Source organism: Arthrobacter sp. BK1 (assembly GCF_056680055.1).
On sequence record NZ_CM155263.1, the window covers coordinates 2,974,746 to 2,992,615 of the forward strand.

At 66.1% G+C, this 17,870-nt stretch carries 18 protein-coding genes; 5 read left to right on the forward strand and 13 right to left on the reverse strand.

Annotated features, from left to right (window positions below):
• The first annotated feature begins 5 nt into the window (after nt 1–5).
• Together AC1MCA_RS13540 and AC1MCA_RS13545 are read left to right on the forward strand one after the other, a co-directional pair.
• On the forward strand, nt 6–1,415 hold the full coding sequence (locus AC1MCA_RS13540) for an MBL fold metallo-hydrolase (protein WP_479798053.1): 1,410 nt from the start codon (nt 6–8) through the stop codon (nt 1,413–1,415).
• Between the two features lie 11 nt (nt 1,416–1,426).
• Nucleotides 1,427–2,692, forward strand: coding sequence for an MFS transporter (locus tag AC1MCA_RS13545; RefSeq protein WP_479798054.1), 1,266 nt, complete (start codon nt 1,427–1,429; stop codon nt 2,690–2,692).
• A gap of 6 nt (nt 2,693–2,698) precedes the next feature.
• On the opposite strand, the gene AC1MCA_RS13550 is transcribed toward AC1MCA_RS13545, so the two are convergent.
• The 5 genes from AC1MCA_RS13550 to AC1MCA_RS13570 form a co-directional block, all read right to left on the reverse strand.
• Entirely contained in the window at nt 2,699–3,544 is an 846-nt protein-coding gene (locus tag AC1MCA_RS13550; protein WP_479798055.1) for an alpha/beta fold hydrolase, read from the reverse strand.
• 107 nt (nt 3,545–3,651) lie between these two features.
• Nucleotides 3,652–3,849 carry a hypothetical protein gene (locus AC1MCA_RS13555; protein ID WP_108597556.1) on the reverse strand — a complete coding sequence of 66 codons (198 nt, stop codon included), beginning with the start codon at nt 3,847–3,849 and terminating at the stop codon, nt 3,652–3,654.
• 289 nt (nt 3,850–4,138) lie between these two features.
• Entirely contained in the window at nt 4,139–5,734 is a 1,596-nt protein-coding gene (locus AC1MCA_RS13560; RefSeq protein WP_479798056.1) for a carbohydrate-binding domain-containing protein, read from the reverse strand.
• 35 nt (nt 5,735–5,769) lie between these two features.
• The gene (locus AC1MCA_RS13565; protein ID WP_479798057.1) at nt 5,770–6,558 is read right to left on the reverse strand and encodes a polyphosphate polymerase domain-containing protein; all 789 of its coding nucleotides are present in this window, start codon (nt 6,556–6,558) and stop codon (nt 5,770–5,772) included.
• Nucleotides 6,555–7,316, reverse strand: coding sequence for a DUF4956 domain-containing protein (locus AC1MCA_RS13570; RefSeq protein WP_479798058.1), 762 nt, complete (start codon nt 7,314–7,316; stop codon nt 6,555–6,557). The genes AC1MCA_RS13565 and AC1MCA_RS13570 overlap by 4 nt, the downstream gene beginning before the upstream one ends.
• Nucleotides 7,317–7,501: 185 nt before the next feature.
• On the opposite strand from AC1MCA_RS13570, the gene AC1MCA_RS13575 reads away from it, so the two are divergent.
• Complete coding sequence (locus tag AC1MCA_RS13575) at nt 7,502–8,275, forward strand: lytic transglycosylase domain-containing protein (RefSeq protein WP_479798062.1); 774 nt, start codon at nt 7,502–7,504, stop codon at nt 8,273–8,275.
• An 11-nt stretch (nt 8,276–8,286) separates the two neighbouring features.
• Here AC1MCA_RS13575 and AC1MCA_RS13580 read toward each other — a convergent pair whose 3' ends face one another.
• The 6 genes from AC1MCA_RS13580 to AC1MCA_RS13605 all read right to left on the reverse strand — a co-directional run bounded on the left by AC1MCA_RS13580 (nt 8,287) and on the right by AC1MCA_RS13605 (nt 14,304).
• The gene (locus AC1MCA_RS13580; RefSeq protein WP_479798067.1) at nt 8,287–9,387 is read right to left on the reverse strand and encodes a GtrA family protein; all 1,101 of its coding nucleotides are present in this window, start codon (nt 9,385–9,387) and stop codon (nt 8,287–8,289) included.
• 4 nt (nt 9,388–9,391) lie between these two features.
• Entirely contained in the window at nt 9,392–10,378 is a 987-nt protein-coding gene (locus tag AC1MCA_RS13585) for a phosphodiester glycosidase family protein (RefSeq protein WP_479798071.1), read from the reverse strand.
• A gap of 155 nt (nt 10,379–10,533) precedes the next feature.
• Nucleotides 10,534–11,172, reverse strand: a complete 639-nt coding sequence (locus AC1MCA_RS13590; RefSeq protein ID WP_479798075.1) for an RraA family protein — start codon at nt 11,170–11,172, stop codon at nt 10,534–10,536.
• A gap of 2 nt (nt 11,173–11,174) precedes the next feature.
• Nucleotides 11,175–12,185, reverse strand: coding sequence for a Bug family tripartite tricarboxylate transporter substrate binding protein (locus AC1MCA_RS13595; RefSeq protein WP_479798079.1), 1,011 nt, complete (start codon nt 12,183–12,185; stop codon nt 11,175–11,177).
• Nucleotides 12,182–13,705, reverse strand: a complete 1,524-nt coding sequence (locus tag AC1MCA_RS13600) for a tripartite tricarboxylate transporter permease (RefSeq protein ID WP_258229149.1) — start codon at nt 13,703–13,705, stop codon at nt 12,182–12,184. Before AC1MCA_RS13600 ends, AC1MCA_RS13595 begins: the two co-directional genes overlap by 4 nt.
• Before the next feature lie 2 nt (nt 13,706–13,707).
• Nucleotides 13,708–14,304, reverse strand: coding sequence for a tripartite tricarboxylate transporter TctB family protein (locus tag AC1MCA_RS13605; RefSeq protein WP_181365134.1), 597 nt, complete (start codon nt 14,302–14,304; stop codon nt 13,708–13,710).
• A gap of 152 nt (nt 14,305–14,456) precedes the next feature.
• Here AC1MCA_RS13605 and AC1MCA_RS13610 point away from each other — a divergent pair, with 152 nt between their 5' ends.
• Together AC1MCA_RS13610 and AC1MCA_RS13615 are read left to right on the forward strand one after the other, a co-directional pair.
• Nucleotides 14,457–15,299 carry a MurR/RpiR family transcriptional regulator gene (locus tag AC1MCA_RS13610; protein ID WP_479798087.1) on the forward strand — a complete coding sequence of 281 codons (843 nt, stop codon included), beginning with the start codon at nt 14,457–14,459 and terminating at the stop codon, nt 15,297–15,299.
• Nucleotides 15,296–16,492 (forward strand): MFS transporter, encoded by a 1,197-nt coding sequence (locus tag AC1MCA_RS13615; RefSeq protein ID WP_479798090.1) that lies wholly within the window; start codon nt 15,296–15,298, stop codon nt 16,490–16,492. Before AC1MCA_RS13610 ends, AC1MCA_RS13615 begins: the two co-directional genes overlap by 4 nt.
• A 5-nt stretch (nt 16,493–16,497) precedes the next feature.
• On the opposite strand, the gene AC1MCA_RS13620 is transcribed toward AC1MCA_RS13615, so the two are convergent.
• Both AC1MCA_RS13620 and AC1MCA_RS13625 read right to left on the reverse strand, forming a co-directional pair.
• Complete coding sequence (locus tag AC1MCA_RS13620; RefSeq protein ID WP_479798095.1) at nt 16,498–16,917, reverse strand: response regulator transcription factor; 420 nt, start codon at nt 16,915–16,917, stop codon at nt 16,498–16,500.
• A 59-nt stretch (nt 16,918–16,976) separates the two neighbouring features.
• Nucleotides 16,977–17,720, reverse strand: a complete 744-nt coding sequence (locus AC1MCA_RS13625; RefSeq protein ID WP_479803394.1) for a GAF and ANTAR domain-containing protein — start codon at nt 17,718–17,720, stop codon at nt 16,977–16,979.
• Nucleotides 17,721–17,870: the final 150 nt, after the last annotated feature.

Here is a 17,870-nt window from a genome sequence, read left to right on the forward strand (position 1 = left end):
ACCAAATGCTTATCGAGCGCATTTACGATGAAGACCTCGCCCAAGCCAGCTACTTCATCGGCTGCCAGGCCAAGAATGAAGCCGTTGTGGTTGACGGCCGCCGCGACATCGCGGTTTACCAGGATCTGGCCGAGAAAAACGGCATGAAGATCGTTGCTGTCACCGAGACCCACATCCACGCCGACTACCTCTCCGGCACCCGCGAACTGGCCGCCGCTACCGGCGCGAAGATCTACGTCTCGGGTGAAGGCGGACCGGACTGGCAGTACGGGTTCGACGGCGAACGGCTGTACGACGGCGACAAGATCACCTTGGGCAACATCAACATCCAGGCAGTGCACACCCCCGGACACACCCCGGAACATCTGTCCTTCCTGGTCACCGACGGCGCGTTCAGCGACCAGCCCGGGTACCTGCTGTCCGGCGACTTTGTCTTCTCCGGTGACCTCGGCCGCCCTGACCTGCTCGACGAAGCGGCCGGCGGCATCGATACCCGGTTCGTGGGAGCCAAGCAGCTCTTCGCCAGCCTGCGGGACAAGTTCCTGACCCTGCCGGACTACGTCCAGGTCCACCCCGCCCACGGCGCCGGCAGCGCCTGCGGCAAGGCCCTCGGCGCGATCCCCTCCTCCACCGTGGGCTACGAGCGGCTCTACGCCTGGTGGGGCCCCTACCTCGCCGCCAACGACGAGCAGGGCTTCATCGACGAACTGCTCGAAGGCCAGCCCGACGCCCACGCCTACTTCGGCCGGATGAAGCGTGAAAACCGTGAAGGCCCGGCCGTTATGGGCGAACGTACCCCGCTGCGGGAGCTGGACAACGCGGAGGTTGCCAAGGACCTGGCTGCGGACAAGGTCACTTTCATCGACACCCGCTCCAACAGCGAGGTCCACGAAGGCACCGTCACCCGCTCCCTGAACGTCCCCGCCGGCAAGTCAGTGGCCAGCTACGGCGCCTGGGTAGTCAACCCCGAAACCGACAAGAACCCACTGGTACTGCTGGCCAGCGACCAGGAACAGGCCATGGACATGTGGGACCACCTGGTCCGCGTCGGCATCGACAATGTGGCCGGCTACCTCACCAGCCTCGACGGGCTCCCCACGGCAACCCCGAAGCTCATCCAGCCCGCCGACCTGGCAGGCTTCGATGCGGCAATGGTCCTGGACGTCCGCAACCGCACTGAGCACGCCGCCGGGCACATCCCCGGATCCCACCAGCTCAGCGGCGGCCGGGTCATGTGGCACCTGGATGAACTTCCCACCGAAGGCACCATCGTGACCTATTGCCAGAGCGGTGTCCGGAACTCCGTGGCAGCCAGCGCGCTGCGCCGCGCCGGGTACGACGTCGTCGAACTCGACGGCAGCTACGCCGCCTGGGCCGCCTCGCGGCAGGCGCGCGAATCCGTGGCCAGCAGCTAAGCAGAGGAGAGATGACCTTGATTGCACTGGGACTGCGCCAGAACCTGGCGCAGTTCCTGCTGCTTGTGGCCGTCAACGCGCTGGTGGGCGGCACCCTGGGACAGGAACGCACGGTGCTGCCGCTGCTGGCCGGGCAGGTGTTCCACCTGGACCTTTACACCAGTGCGCTGACGTACATCCTGGCATTCGGTGTGGCAAAAGCGGCCACGAACTACTTCGCAGGCACCTTGTCGGACCGGTACGGCCGCAAACCGGTCCTGGTAGCCGGGTGGCTGATTGCCCTCCCCGTCCCGCTCCTGTTGATCTTCGGGCAGTCCTGGGACTGGATCGTCGCAGCCAACGTGGTGCTGGGCATCAGCCAGGGCCTGACCTGGTCCACCACGGTGATGATGAAGATGGACCTCGTGGGTCCCGAACGCCGCGGTTTGGCCATGGGCCTCAATGAGGCGGCAGGCTACCTCGGAGTTGCCGGTACGGCGCTTGCCACCGGCTACATCGCCTCCACCTACGGGCTGCGGCCGGGACCATTCCTGCTTGGCGCAGCCTTCATCGCCGTCGGGCTGGGGCTGTCCGTCCTGACCATCCGGGAAACGCACCACCACGCCAAGGCCGAAGCCGCCACCCACGTTTCCGTTCACGCGGGAACAGAGGCCGGGCTGAGCAGCCGCGAGGTTTTCACGCTGACAAGCTTCCGCGATAAGTCGCTGTCCTCCGTCAGCCAGGCGGGCATGGTGAACAACCTCAACGACGGCCTCGCCTGGGGGCTGTTCCCCGTCCTCTTCGCCACGGCAGGGCTCAGCATTGAACGCATCGGCATCCTCGCCGCCGTCTACCCGGCCGTTTGGGGCGCCGGGCAACTGGTCACCGGCGCCTTGTCGGACCGGATCGGCCGCAAGCCCCTGATCGTCGGCGGCATGATCGTCCAGGCCGCGGCACTGGCCATGGTGGCTGCCGGCCAGGACTTCGGAATCTGGCTGGCTGCTGCCATTCTGCTCGGTGCCGGCACGGCCATGGTCTACCCCACCCTGCTCGCGGCGATCGGCGACGTGGCGCACCCGCAGTGGCGGGCACGCTCAGTGGGCATCTACCGGCTGTGGCGCGACGGCGGGTTCGCCGTCGGCGCCCTCCTGTCCGGGATCACCGCAGACGCTTACGGCATCCCGGCAGCCGTGGGCGTTGTCGCGGCACTCACCGCGGCGTCCGGCGTTCTGGTGGCCGTGCGAATGCGCGGCACTGACCACCACCCCGCGGCGTCCGCTGCCCCCGCAGCCGGGTGACCCGGCTTACGAGGACTGTTTCTTCAGGAACGCGAGCAGGGCTGCATTGACCTCCGCAGCGTGTGTCAGCAGCAGGCCGTGCGGGGCGCCGTCGATCTCCACATAGTCAGCGGACGGCAGGGCTTTGGCAAACCTGCGACCGGTGGCGTCGATGGGGAGGATATTGTCCGCGGTGCCGTGCAGGATGAGGGTGGGAACATCGATCTTCGGGATGTCCGCGCGGAAGTCCGTCAGCCACGTGGGCTGGGCAGCGATCGAAGCTGTGGCGCCTGAAACAGAAGCAATATTCCAGCTTGCCCTGACCGCTTCCTCGCTGAGCCGCGGGGTGCCCAGGAAGGTATCGGAGTTGTAAAAGTTCTTGAAGAATTCGGTGAAGAAGGCGTAGCGGTCTGTGGTCACCGCCTGTGTCAGTCCGTCGAAGACTTCCTGCGGCACACCTTCAGGGTTGTCGTCGGTTTTCAGCAGGAAGGGCTCCAGCGATCCCAGGAACGCTGCGCGCGCAACCCGGGCGGTCCCGTAAGTGCTCATGTAGCGGGCCAGTTCACCCGTGCCCATCGAGAAGCCCACCAGCACCACGTTGTTGAGGTCCAGCGCTTCCAGGAGGGTCTTGAGGTCCGCCGCGAAGGTGTCGTAGTCGTAGCCTTTGGTGGTCTTGCTGGACTTTCCGAACCCACGGCGGTCGTAGGTGATCACCCGGTAGCCCGCGTCCAGAAGCGCTGCTGTCTGCTTTTCCCAGGAGGAACCGTCCAGTGGGTAGCCGTGGATCAGGACTACGGGCTGGCCGCTCCCGTGGTCCTCGTAGTAGAGCTCAATCTCGGTGCTGTTCTCGGTTCCAACGGTGACGAATGCCATCTCTGAGGTCCTTTCGAAGCTTCGGAATCACGTTCCGGGCGCAAGGCAATGTCCGCACCCGGCATCCCTTACTCTAGGGAACGCCCGGCGCGGCACCAAGGGCCTGGCTACTGCGAGGGTTGCGGAAGGACGCAGTCCACCTGCGGATTCACTCCCACATAGTTCAGCGGCCCGGCGATGATGGTCACGGCCACCGTCCCGGCTTCTGCGCAGGAGCCCGGCGCCCCGCCGAAGTAGCCGCGTTGCCAGGCGGCCAGTCCGCCGATGATCAGCCAGATGACTATCAGTGCTCCGAGAAACTTCATGGTTTCCTCCAATGGCCGCGGCCGCCTGTGCGTTCAATTATGCGCCGTTAACCGGAATTCAGACAGCACCCCACCCCCGGACGCTCTCGCACTTAATGTGGGTTAATTCTCAACGCTCTCTCACTTGATGCAGGAAATCGGCAGACCCTCTCTCACTTTCCTGAGACGAGTGAGAGAGGGTTCGCCAATTGTCCGCATTAAGTGAGAGAGCGTCGGGGGCAAACCTGCGGTAAGTGAGAGAGCGTCGGGGGAAAACCTGCGGTAGGTGAGAGAGCGTTGGAAGGGGGGGCTAGCGGCGGCCGCCGAAGCCGCCTCCGCCGCCCATGCCCTCGGCGGTGTACTCGCCGGCGGTTACGGTGCTGACCTGATCGGCTCCGTCCAGGGATCCTTCACCGATGCCGGCGCTGACCGTGGCGGTGCCGCCGGTGTAGACGGTGTATTCCTCACCCTCGGTGATTGCGGCTGAAGAGAACACCAGCGACGCCGTGGCCTTGGTGGTGACAAACGCGCCCACCACAGTGCCTGCGGAGTCGGCGATCTGCACCACGGTGCCTGCCGGAACGGTTGATCCGAGCGTTACCTGCACACCGGACTGCGTCGAGGAGGTGCCCGGGGTGACCACCATGCCGGCGCTTCCGGCGGCCGCCACGGTTCCGCCGGTGACGGTGAGTTCGCCGTTGACGTCCAGGGCTCCGTTGCCTGAGTTGGTGGGGCCGTTGACCACCACTGTGCCGCCGGAGATGCTGGCGTTGCCGTTGGAGTCCAGGCCATCTCCCTGGGAGTTGATGGTCAGGGAGCCGCCGCTGATTTCCACGGTGTAGTCGCCCACGGCCATTTCGCCGCCGCCCATCCCGCCGCCGGTGGTGGCGGTGGCGGACCCGCCCGAGGCGTTCACGCCGTCGTCGTTCGCGGTGATGTTGGCCGTTCCGCCGGTCACCACGATGTGCTGGGCCTCCAGGCCCTCTTCCGATTCCTCGACCGTGGTGGCGCCGGCCGCGATGGTCAGGGTGTTGAAGGCCTTGATGCCGTCGTCCACGGCGCTGACGTTCAAGGTGCCGCCGTTGATGAGGACCCAGCCGCGGCCTTCGTCCTCCTCGTTGTCCGATGTGAAGCCGTCGTCCCCGGCGGTGACCTGGTAGGCGCCGTCCAGGAGCACGGCGTAGTCCTTGCCCACGATGCCGTCGTCCGTGGCGTCCACGGTGACGTTGCCGGCGGCCAGCACCAGGCCGTCCTTGGAGGAGATGCCGTCGTTGAAGTTGCCTTCGACGGTCAATGAACCAGTGCCGGCGATCGTGAGATCGGCCTGGGAGTAGAGGGCGGCGTTCGGGGCGTCCTCGGCGGTGTCGGCGTAGGTGGCGGCGTCGCTGAGCGCGTTGGACGTACCGTCCGCCAGGTAGACGATGGCCTCGTTGGCGCTCTGCACCACAAAGGGCGAGCCGGTGGAGCTGGAGATTTCCGCGCCGTCGAGGATGATGCGGACCACGTCCTCTTCGCCGGCGGCCACCACTACCTGGCCGTCGGACAGTGAGCCGCTGAGCCGGTAGGTGCCTGCGGCACTGATGGTGACGGTATCGCCGTCGACCGTGACAGCGTCCGACGCCGGGCCGGGGGCCACGCTCGATGAACCGTCCGCCAGGGTCACGGCTGCTTCGGCTGCCGCATCCCAGGTGAGGTCATCGGCGTCGTAGTGCGTGTCGGCGGCGAGGGTGTCCAGCGACACCGCGGCCTGGGCGGTGCCGGACGTGGCCGAGTTGCCGGACGAGCTGCTGCTGGAGGTGCTGCCCGTGATGGACGTTCCCGTGGTGGCCGGAGCGGTGGCACAGCCGGCCAGGCCGATGGCGAGGGCGAGGGCAGTGACGGACAGGGCGGAGCGGAAGCGGTTCATGGTGTGTTCCTTCGAAGTATGCGGGGGTGGGGGTGTCAGGCGGCGGGGCGGAGGTTTATGGAGCGGCGGAGGGTGCGGTTCCAGCGGTTGGCCGGCAGTTCCGGGCAAAGCGCCGCCATGCCGGTGGCGAACTTGGAGATCCGGGAGGGCCGGACTCCGTGGGCCCAGAGGTGCTGGTCCAGCGGGCCGGCGGCCGAACCTGACTTGGTTTCCAGGATCACTGCGCCGTCCAGCATCCAGGCCTGCTCGCCGGGGCGCTGCCAGGTGACGCCGGTATCGATGGTGGCGCGGCTGCCTGATTCCGGAAGGTAGAGCGTGGTGCGGTGGTAGCGGGTTTCGAGGACCGGTCCGAGGGATCCGGCGGGCGCTCCGCCCACCGCCGCGGCGAGCGTTTCGTGGACGTAGTCCAGGCCTTCGGCCGTCAGGCGCGCCCGGTCGGCAAGATCGTAGGGGATACGTTCCTTGACCGTGGCCTCGCGGGCGCCTTCGGTCTTGACCTCCAGGAAACTGATGGCGCTGTCCACATACGTCCTGGTCCGCACCTTGTAGCGGCGGCGCCGGCCGTGGGCTGCCAGGAGATAGCTGTCCAGTTCCGCGGTGTCGAAGTAGACCGAGTCGTAGGCGAAGCAGATGGAACCGTCCATCTCCAGGACCCGGACCTCGGTATCAAACGTTGCCAGGAGTTCCAGAGCCAGTGCCTCGGGAACCACGTACTTGCGGTCCACCCGGGTCTGCAGCGCGGCTTCGGCGTTCAGCTCTTCGAGGCACACGGTGGGCAGCCGGCGCAGGATACTGACGACGCCGGCGCCTGCGGGGGCGCTCATGCCGCACCGGCCTGGGCATGAACGGGATCGGCCGTACGGGCCGGAACGGACGACGCCGGCCCTGGCAGCTCTGCCGGGATGCTCACCGGCGAGGCCGCCTCTGCGTGCCGGGGAGCCGCCGTCGTGAAGGGGGTAGCCAGGAGGGGCGGGACCGCGGTGGGGGAGGCCGGGCTCGTTTCGATGGCCAGCGGCCCGGCTGCGGCAGTGCGGGCTGCCGGGTTGTAGGCGAAGCGGACATCAACGATGGTCTTGTCGTTGACCAGATCGAGTTCCACGATGGTGGCCGAGTGGACCTTGCCGTGCAGGACCTCCTCGAGCCGTGCGTGCAGTTCGCCGTCCTCCGCCAGGGCCCGGTCAAGGATCACCGTCTGGTGCCGGTGGGCCGGCAGGACGCGGGGGTGGTCACCGATGAACATCACCAGCAGGATCAGGCCCATCAGCGAGGCTGTCAGCCAGATGGGTTCGATGCCGAGGCCGGCGATCAGGCCCAGGGCCAGGGCTGAGAAGTAGTAGGCCACTTCGTGCTGGGCCAGCTCGGTGGAGCGGAGCCGGATGATGGACAGGACACCGAAGAGGCCGAGTCCCAGGCCGAGTCCGGCTGAGGAGCCGGACAGGGCGGTGGCGACTGCGAGGACGCCCACGTTCATGCCCAGGTAGGACACCACCAGGTCGCGGCGCCGGTGGCGGCGGAGGTAGAGGACGAACGTGAGGACGCTGATGGCCGCGAGGTCTGCGGCGATGTAAATGAGGGAAGTCATCGGATTCTCCGGAATCTGTTGGTGGGCTGTTCTTTACGATCCACGGCCAAGCTGTGCTGGTGCTGTGACGGAACCTAGGCCCGAATATGAGTGTTCGCCGGGAGTTCATCACCTGTTTCCACGGGGGATCGTCGCATCAGGCATTGCGCATTCCTGGGCCGGCCGCGATCGATAAGATCAGACGTGTGACTGACTCCCGTGACGCCGTGCTCCGTCTCAGGCGCCTCATCGTTTTCTGTGTGGTCACGGTTTGCGTCATCACCTGGGCGTCATTCTGGGCGCTGCAGCAGCCCGGCGGGGACGCCCGTGTTGTGCTCGATCGGCCGCCGCGGTCTGAGGCGAAACTCGAAACGCTTTCCGGTGGCATCACGTCGGCCGTCAACATCACCCGGAACGCGGACGCCGGGTGGCTCGCACAGGCTGCCGCGCAGACCGGTATTCCGGCGGGGGCGCTCCGGGCCTACGTGGCTGCGGCCGGCGCGACCAACCTCGCCTCTCCGGGCTGTGGGATCGGTTGGAATACGGTGGCGGCGGTCGGCTTCGTTGAATCCCGCCACGGGGCTTACGGCGGTGGAAGCCTGGACTCCGCAGGTCAGGCCAGCGGACCCGTCGTTGGCCCCAGCCTGGACGGAAACGGGTTCGCCGCCATCGCTGATACGGATGCCGGGGCCTTGGATGGCGACTCCCGCTGGGACCGTGCCGTGGGGCCGATGCAGTTCATTCCCTCCACGTGGGAGCTGGCGGGACGGGACGGGAACGGTGACGGGAAAGCGGATCCCTTTAACATCGACGACGCCGCGCTGAGCGCGGCGGGCTACCTGTGCGCCCACGGCCGCAACCTCACCACCAACAACGGCTGGACCCAGGCCATCTACGCCTACAACCAGTCCGATACCTACCTGGTTCAGGTGCGTGACCAGGCCACCGCCTACGCCAAGTTGACGGGCACCATCGGATAAGGCCGAGGGGGCTACCCCTTTCGTGCGGTCGGAGGAGCCGGGCTGGTCTGACGCGGATGGGCCGGAAGCCCTCGCCGCGCAGCGCCGCTGCCCGTGCTCCCCGCAAAGAGATACCGCTGCTGCACCGCATAGCTGATGGCCAGGAGGGCGATTTCGGCGAGGACCTTCGCCGGCAGGGCCGCCACGGAGAGCGCATCGAGGGCGTAGATGAGCCCGTAGTTGGCGGCGAGCAGGACAATGACCAGGCTGAAGTAGCGCAGCCCGGCTGCCGCTGCCGGCCTGTCCCGGCCATGTTCGAACACCACGCGCCGGTTCACCAGGAAATTCACCGCCGAACTCACGGCCCTGGCTCCCACCACCGCCAGCAGCAGTGAGTCGGTGACCAGTGTCAGGAGCAGGAACACCACGGTGTCCACCAGGAACGCCGCGAAGGACGAGGCAAGGAATTTGAGCAGGGGCGCATAGATGCGGACCGAGTCCGCCACCGGCCGGAAATGGGAGCCCGAATTGTGGTCAAGATAGACGGTGGCAATGTCCACGGTGTGGATCGCGTATCCGTTCTGCCCGGCTTCCAGCAGCAGGTTCAGCTCGTACTCGTAGCGCTCGCCGCGGACTGAACGAAGCCACGGGAGCATCGCCGCCGGGTACCCGCGCAGGCCCGTCTGCGTATCGGAAATGCGCTCGCCGGTGGCCAGGGTGAACAGCAGGCGGGTGGCGTTGTTGCCGAACTTGCTGCGTGCCGGGACGCTGCCGGTGAAGTTCCGGGTCCCCAGCACCATGGCTGCTGAGCCGGGCTTCACCGCGGCCCCCACGCGGAGAATGTCCACGATGGTGTGCTGGCCGTCGCTGTCCGCGCAGACCACATTCTGTCCGGGGAGGTGGTCCGCGATGAACCCGAAGCCGGTCTTGAGGGCGAAGCCCTTTCCCCGGTTGCGGGCGTACCCGATCACGTGGCACCCAAGGGCCTTGACGCCGTCGAACACGTCCTTGAACTCCGGGCCGCTGCCGTCATCCACCACCACCACGGTGGCCCACGGTTCGGCGTCGCGGATGGAACGGATCAGGGCGGGCAGTTGCTGGTCCGGCTCATAGGCCGGGATCAGGATGATCACGGCCCTACCCTGCGATGTAGAGGATGTCGGAGGTGCCGCGTTCCTTGTTCTCGCCCAGCGGGTTGTTGACCAGTTCGCCGTTGAAGTACATGGTGGATGATCCGCCGCCGTCGATGTTGTACGCCGTGGTGGCACCGAGGCCCTGCATGATCTCCGCCAGGCCGGTCATGGTGACGCCGGCGCTGTAGCCGGGGCTGCGCCCGTCCACCACCACGAACACGAGGTGGTTCTCGTCGATGATGCCGACGGCGGTGCGCGGCTGCTCGCCCTGGATCGAGTGGTTGCCGAAGTTGGTGTCCACCTCCACGTCCTCGATGCCCTCGGCCACCTCGCCGTTGTCCAGCAGGGACGGGCCGAAGGAGAGGGTGTTCCAGACGCCGTCGGCGAGGAGTTGTTCAGCGGTGGTTGCGGTTTCGTCGTACACCTTCACGGTGCCGTCGGCGTAGAAGGCCAGGCCCTGGCGGGCGCCTTCATCGCGGAAGATCACGCCGTTGCGGATCACAATGCCGGTGTCCCGGAAGCCGTAGTAATCGCCGTTGATGGCGAAAATCGCGTTGTTGGCCTCGGCAATGGCCGAGGTGGTTTCGGTGATGTTCTCGCCGAAGCTGTCCTCGGCGAACGCTGACTGGAGGCTGGTGGCATCACTGAGCACGACGTCGGCGACGTAGTAGGTGATGGTGCTGTCGCCGCTGCCTGTGGTCACCGTGGAGACGTTGATGTTTGAGCTGTCGGACACATAGGACGTGTCGGTGGTGACCGCTGTCGCAGTGGTGGAGCCGGTGGTGGTTTCTGCTGTGGTCCCGGAGCCGCCAGTACCTGCCTGGCTGGCCTCGTAGGCGGAAACGTCCGAGATTTCGACGTGCTGGACCACAAAGCGGTCCAGCGCCCAGGCGGTGGCTCCTCCCGCTGAAAGCGTGAGGGCAACGGCCCCTGCGACGACGGCGCGCCGCACCCGGCCGCCCTGACGTTCTTTGTTCTTGAGAGGAGTCATGCATCATTTCTAGGCAGCCAAGCTATCGCTCCGGTTTGCCGAGTATGTGCTGAGCCTGTGAAAGGGTGGAAGCGGGCAACGCAACGGCCGGCCCCAACCGTGGTTGGAGCCGGCCAGTGTGTTTGCCGGGAGGCGCGTCTGCTGGTGTCAGCGGGTCAGACGGCGGCGCCCTCGAAAGCGATGCGCTTGGCTGCTTCCTTGGCCTCGATCTTTTCCGCCTCGGCCAGGACCTGTTCGGCTTCCTCGCGGCGGACCACCACAACGCCGTCGGCATCCGCCACCACGATGTCGCCCGGGGAAACCACGACGCCGTCAATCGCCACCGGGAGCTGCAGGCGGCCGGGACCGAACTTGTAGGGTCCGGCGGGGGTGACGGAGCGGGCGAAGACCGGCAGCCCGCACTCCGCCAGGGCATCGGCGTCGCGCACTGCGCCGTCGATCACAAAGCCGGCAATCCCCAGGTTCCTGGCCCGGATGCCGATCATGTCGCCGATCAGGGCACGGGACTGGTCCCCGCCGCCGTTGACCACGATCACGTCACCGGGCCGGGCATCGTTCAGGGCCTTGTGGATGTAGAGGTTGTCGCCTGGGCGGGTCCACACGGTGTAGGCGGGACCGGCCAGCTTGGCACCGGGCCAGGAGGGCGAGAGTGCCGAGGCAACACCGATCCGCTCCTGGGCGTCGCCGATGTTGGCTGCCGGGATGGCTGCCAGGCGGCGCACGAGCTCAGCCGTGGAGGGCGGGGAGTTCTGTTCTGCCTGCATGGTGTCGCCGGCCTTTCTGGTGGTGTCCATGGTTACTGCTGCTTGAGGAGTTCATCGATGACCGGCTTGATGAGGGTTTCGCGCTCTTCCCACATCTTGCTGACATCCGCGGCGGGGACCCAGGTGGGCTGGGTGGCCGCGCCCTTGAGCTTTTCCTGCACGGCCGGGGTCTCGGCGGCCTTCTTCAGCGCGGACTCGAGCTTCGCCACAACGTCCTTGGGCGTCTTGGACGGGACGGAGAGGGCGAAGTTGCTGGCCATGGGATCGACGTCGTAGCCGGCGCTCTTCATGGTGGGGACGTCCGGGACGAAGGAGCTGGGGCTGTCCTCAATGACGGTCAGCAGCTTGATGTCGCCGGACTTGTACTGGCCGAAGAAGCTGGACACACCGCCGAGGGCAAAGTCGGTTTCGCCGGAGACGATCGCGGCCACTTTGTCGGCTCCGCTGTTGTAGTGGACGATGTTGAAGTCCAGGCCGAGCGCGTTTTCCAGGAGGCGCAGGTTGATGTGGTCATCGCCGGCCCGGGAGTCGGTTCCCACGGTGATTTTTCCGGGTTCGGCCTTGACGGCGTCGAACAGTTCCTTGATGGTCTTGTACTTGCTGTCCTTGTTGACGCCGATCACCACGGAGTTGGTGGCGAAGGATCCGATGGGCGTGAAGCTGCTGCGGTCGAAGGCCGCTTTCTTGGACGGGTCCAGGTAGCGGCCCAGGATGGAGGGGATGTTGGTGTTGCCGAAGGTGAGGCCGTCGGGCTTGGCCTGGGCAACGTAGTTCAGCCCCACCACCTGGCTGCCACCTTCCTTGTTGACCACCTTGACGTTGGCACCCAGGTCCTCCTGCATGGCCGGCGCCACGATGCGGGCCAGGATGTCGTTGCCAGCGCCGGCCGCGGAGGGGACAATCCACTCGATGGTTGAGCCGGCCTTCGGGAAGTCGGCGGCGGCGGAGGTGGTGGTGCTGCCGGCCGTGCCGCCGCAGCCCGTGAGGGCCAGGGCAACGGATGCGGCGAGGGCGGTGGTGGTCAGTGCAGTGAGTTTCTTCATTTCGCAAGCTCCTTTGGTGCGATGGGGGTGGTGGTCTTTTTCTTCAGCATGGAAGCAATGAGGGGGCGGACGGCGCCGAACAGGATGGCCAGGACAATGACACCGATCAGCGTGAGGCTGATGGGTCCTTCCAGGAACACGCCGTAATCGCCGCGGGAGAGCGCCAGGGACCGCTGGAAGTTTTCTTCCAGCAGCGGGCCGAGGATCAGTCCCAGGACCAGAGGGGTCAGGGGCACTTTGACGAGCTGGAAGATGTAGCCCAGGATTCCTGCGCCCAGCATGATCAGGATGTCGAACGGACTGCCGTTGATGGAGTAGGTGCCCAGGAACATAAACGCCAGGATGGCGGCCATGAGGTAGTGGAACGGGACCTTCAGCACGGCGATCCAGACGCGGGCCAGCGGGACGTTGAGCACCAGCAGGATCAGGTTGCCCACGATCAGGCTGGCAATGATGGCCCAGGCCACGTCAGGGTTGTCACGGAACAGCAGCGGCCCGGGGATGAGCCCGTTCATGGTGAACGCGCCGGCCATGATGGCCACTGTTGCCGAGGTGGGGATACCCAGGGTGAACAGCGGGATCATGGACGAGACGGCCAGGGCGTTGTTGGCTGCTTCCGGCCCGGCGATGCCTTCCACCGCGCCCTTGCCGAATTCCTTGCTGCGCTTGGAGATCCGCTTCTCCGCTGCGTAGGAGGCCAGGGAGGTGGCGGCACCGGGGGAGCCCGGCAGCAGGCCCATGAAGAAACCGATCAGTGATCCGCGCAGTGACGGGAACGCTGAGCGCTGCAGGTCGGTGCGGGTGGGCAGGAGCCTGGCCACCTTGAGCGGGCTGGGGACGCCCAGCGGCCCTTTCTGCGCCTGGCCGAGGACTTCGCTGAGGCCGAAGACGCCCATGACCACTGCCACCAGGCCCAGGCCGTCGAAGAGTTCGGGCATGTCGAAGGTGAAGCGGGCAATGCCGACGCCGGAATCCACACCCACCGTGGCGATGGCGAGTCCGGCCGCCGCGCTGAGCAGTGCCTTCGCCGGGTTGGACCCGGCGAAGCTGGTGATCAGCGCGAAGCCCAGGAGGGACACGAGGAACAGTTCAGGGGCGCCGAATTCCAGTGCCAGCCTGCTGAAGGGTGCCACCACCACGAAGCCGATGACGCCGATCAGGCCGCCGACGAATGAGGCCAGTGCGGCGATGACCAGGGCCGGTCCACCGCGTCCCTTCTTCGCCATCTGGTAGCCGTCAAGGGTGGTGGCGATCGAGGAGGCCTCGCCGGGAATCCTGAGCAGGACCGCCGTCGTGGTTCCGCCGTAGGCCGCACCGTAGAGGATGGCGGCCAGCATGATGATGGCCGAGGTGGCATCGAGTCCGAACGTGACCGGGATAAGCAATGACACGGCGGCTGCCGGCCCGAAGCCCGGGAGGACGCCCACCAGCATGCCAAGGACACAGCCAAGGAGGGCGAACAGGAGGTGTTCAGGGGTAAAGACGGTGGCAAGGCCACCCAGGAGCTGATCGAATCCCACGGCTACAGCCCCAGTCCGGAGAGGAATTCAATGCTGGCCGTCGGAAGGGCTGTTCCCAGCCAGACCTCGAAGACCAGCCGCGAGGCGAGCGCGGCGCCGACTGCTACCAGGATGGCCATCCAGAGCTTCCGTTTGCTGACGAAAAACAGGATGGTTCCCAGCATGAGGGTCATGACGATCGTGTAGCCCAGGAGGGGAAGGAGCAGGGCAGCCAGAAGGATGGCGCCGGAGATGATCCCCACGCGCGCCCATCCCTGGCGGTCCGGGAAATCCGGAGCATCGGGTTCGTCACTGTTGTCGTCGTCAAGCAGGGAAACGAGTGCCGATTCCGACTCGTGGTGCGGCGGGAGCGATTCAACCGTGTCACCGGTGACATGGGCCGGAACGGCTGTCCGGCGGGCAGCCATCAGTTGAATGGCCCACAGGACGCCGGCCAGTGCCATGAGCGTGCCGGCCACCGTGGGAAAGAATCCGGCCCCCACGCCGGAGGTGTTCGTCAGCCCGTAGCCGGCGCCGACCACAGCCATGGCCAGCCCTCCGGCGACGGCCGCTGAGGCCACCGTCCATTCAAGCGCAACAGGTGCGTTGAGGGTTTGCATCTTCGTTGTCCGCCTCTCTGCGGCAAAGTGGTGAGATAAGGGGAGCAGGATTGGCCCTAAACCGATCTTGCAACCTTGCACAGGATTGCATGACCGTGAGAGAGTGTCAAGCATCACAGTTGTGCAAACAGGGACCTCAAAGGAGAGCCAGAGTGGGTTTCAAAGCAGTAGTGGCCAGCAGTACGGTCCAGCTCAGCGCTTCTGAGGAGCGCGTCATGAACGTCCTGATGGGGGACGACATGTCAGGAATTCCCGCCGCAGAGGTTGCGGATCGGGCAAAAACCCATGAATCAACCGTTGTGCGGCTGGCAAAGAAGCTGGGCTACCGCGGCTACCCGGACCTACGCAATGACCTGCGCAAGGACGAGACCCGGATCCATGAGGAACACGGCGGCATCATGCGCGGCGACACCGGCTACGACCTGTCCGCTTTTGTGGCAGACGAAATCGTTGCATTGAAGCGGCTGCCGCACTTCGTCTCCCAGGAGGACCTCGACGCAGCGGCCAGGACGTTGCACGGGTCCGGGACCATCTATCTGTTTTCGAGGGATGACGAGAAGCCCACCCGTGACCTGATGGCGCGCCGTCTGCGGCGGCTGGGCCTGACAACAGTCACGCTGGGGACGGCACCCAAGGACCTGGCGGAGCGGTTCGTCAGCTTCGACGAAAACAGCACCCTGATTGGTTTCGCGCTCCGCGAAGCACCTGTCCAGCTTGCGGCGCTGGTATCCGAGGCCGCACGGAGGGGCGGCAAGTCCATCCTGATCTCGGACGTGCCGGGCTACCACTTCCGCCCCAGCCCGGACCATCTCATCACCGCCCGGCGGGGGGACGACGGCGAATACCGCACCCAGCTGATTCCCGTTCTTCTGGCCTATGCCCTGCAGCTCGCCGTTTTCCACCTGGACCCCGCCCGCTACAGGGCTGTCAGGGACGGAATCGAGGATCTGACCCGCCTCCTGGGCGGGGCGGACGAAATTCCGCTTCGGGCGTGAGGGGCGGCTGGCGCACAGCCCTCAGCGCCCAGGCGGTCTCGGCGCAGGCCTCGTGGGTGGGCATCCGGCTGATCATCGGCTACCGGGCACTCGCCGAAGGCGCTGACCCCGTCTTCCTGGGCTTTCTCGCATCGAGTTTTGCCCTGCCCGCCCTGCTCACCGCCTTGCCCGCAGGCAGGTTTGCCGACAGGTTCGGTGGCACCGTGATGGCATTTGCGGGGCTCCTGATCGCAGCCGGAGGAACTTTCACCATGCTGGCTTTCAGGGGACTTCCCGTGCTGCTCGCAGCCAGCGTCATCATCGGGTTGGGACACCTGATGGTGATGGTGGGCCAGCAGGCGTTTGTGGCGCACGTCAGCGCGGACGGTTCCACAGACAGTGCGTTCGGAGCCCTGACTGCCGCCGCATCGACCGGCCAGCTCATCGGTCCGCCGGCAGTGACCCTCGTGGCCACGCTGGGTGCACCGGCAGGGGCGCAGCCTGATACCAGCCTGGGCCTGATCGTCTGCCTGGTCTTCACCGCGCTGGCCACGCCGGCGTACTTTTTCCTCCGGCGCACGGACGCCGGCCTGCGAAAGGGCAGGCACAGGATCGCGCCGGAGCCCGTCAGTGTAGCCAGCGTCCTGAAGGCACCGGGATTGTGGCGTTCCCTGGTGGTCAGCGGCGCCGTGCTGGTGACCGTGGATCTGATGTACGCGTTCGTTCCGGTCTGGGCGACGCAACAGAACGTCAGTGCCGCCGTCGTCGGCATGCTCCTTGCCCTCCGCGCTGCAGTCTCCGTGGCGAGCAGGGTTGGCCTGACCCGGCTGATCGGACGCTTTGGCCGGAAGGCGATGCTGCTGGTGTCCATTGGGGCAGCAGTCCTGTCCCTGGCCGCCATGCCGCTGGTGGGTCCTTACGGAGCTATTGCCGTGATGATCGGCCTGGGCCTGGGGCTGGGCATTCCCCAGCCTCTGACCATGGCCTGGGTGATTGCGCTGACCGCGTCATCGAGCCACGGCGCCGTCCTGGGGCTGCGGATAACGGTCAACCGGCTGGCGCAGATCACGCTACCCATCGCCGTCGGTTCGTTCGCCGCGCCGCTGGGGGTCCTGGGCATCTTCTGGGCCAACGCGGCGCTGCTCCTGGGGGCCATCGCGGTGGTGGCGGGGTCCGACGTCGGTCAGCCGCCTGAGGCTGACCAGGTCACCTGAGCCTCTTACTGAACCTGGCGCGAGGCCGGATCCTTGCGGGCAGGCTCCTGGCGGGCCGGGGCCGGCGGGCACAGCCTGAGCGCGAGTTCCTGCAGTTCCTTGGGATGGAAAGGCTTGGTCAGGTAGGCGGCCGCGCCGGACGCCATCCCGGCGAGGATCTCATCTTCTTCTGACCTGGCGGTGAGGAAAAGCAGGGGAGCCTTGCTGAGGGCGCGGATGGCACGGGCAGCGATATGACCATCCATGTCAGGCAAGCCCAGGTCAAGGGTGATGAGTGAAACTGAGGGATCTGCCGCCGCAACGATGCCCTCGGCGCCGTTTGCCACTGCGCGGACTTCAAACCCGGCACGGGTCAGCACCACTGTGACCAGCATGCGGATGTCGTCGTCGTCCTCGATGACCAGGCAGACAAGTCTTGTTTCCATGTGGGACCCCCGGAACCGGCTTTGAACCAGTGTACGGGCTGGTAGGGGCCTCCCTGGCCTCACCCGTCGTAATGTGTCCGGACGGGGCCCTGGCCCAGCGCGCTGACCACGGAGGCCGCCACCTTATGCAGCTTTGAATTCCGGGTGCTTGACGCCGCCCTCAGGAGGTCGAAGGCTTCCTGCTGGCTGCACCGGTTCTGCGCCATGATGATGCCCACCGCCATGTCGATCACCGTGCGGGACTCCAGGGTGGCCCGCAGGTTCGCCGCAGTGTCGCTGTAATGGGCGAAGCGGACGGCAAGCCGCAACGCCAGGGACGTCTGGCGCACGAAGTCCTCTGCGGATTCCTGGATGCGGCCTTCGAAGCGGCGGGGACGCGGCGAATACAGGAGCAGGGCCGCTTTGGTTTCGCCCTGGAGCTGGAAGGGAATGGCCAGGACAGAGCGGATTCCCTGGCTGGTGACCGCTTCAGAGTATTCGGGCCAGCGCGTGTCCTCGACGACGTCGGCGATGAGGACGCTCACCTGGTCCTGTGAGGCAGCCATGCCGGGGCCTTCGCTGGACCGGTATTCGATCCGGCTGAGGGCCAGGGCAGCTGGTCCGCTGCTGGCAACGGTGGCGGCCTTGCGCTCGCGAAGGAGGGCGATGCCACACAGCACTTCGTCACCGGGAGCCGATAGATTCCTGACGGCAACGCGAGCGAGCTCGTTCAGGAACTCCTCAACATCGGCGCTGTTGAGAAGTTCCTCATGCAGGTGCTCGGTGATTGATGTAGCTGTATTTGCAGTTGACTCGCCGGCCACGGTTCTTGGTGCCATTCGCTCAGGTCAAAACGAGCCGGCAACACCCCGCAACCCACCGCAGAGGCAGGAAGACGCGAAGGTCGCTGGTTCGGACGAACTCTCCAACGGCCTGCTGCTAAACCGATATCCAGAATAATATACAGGCCGGAG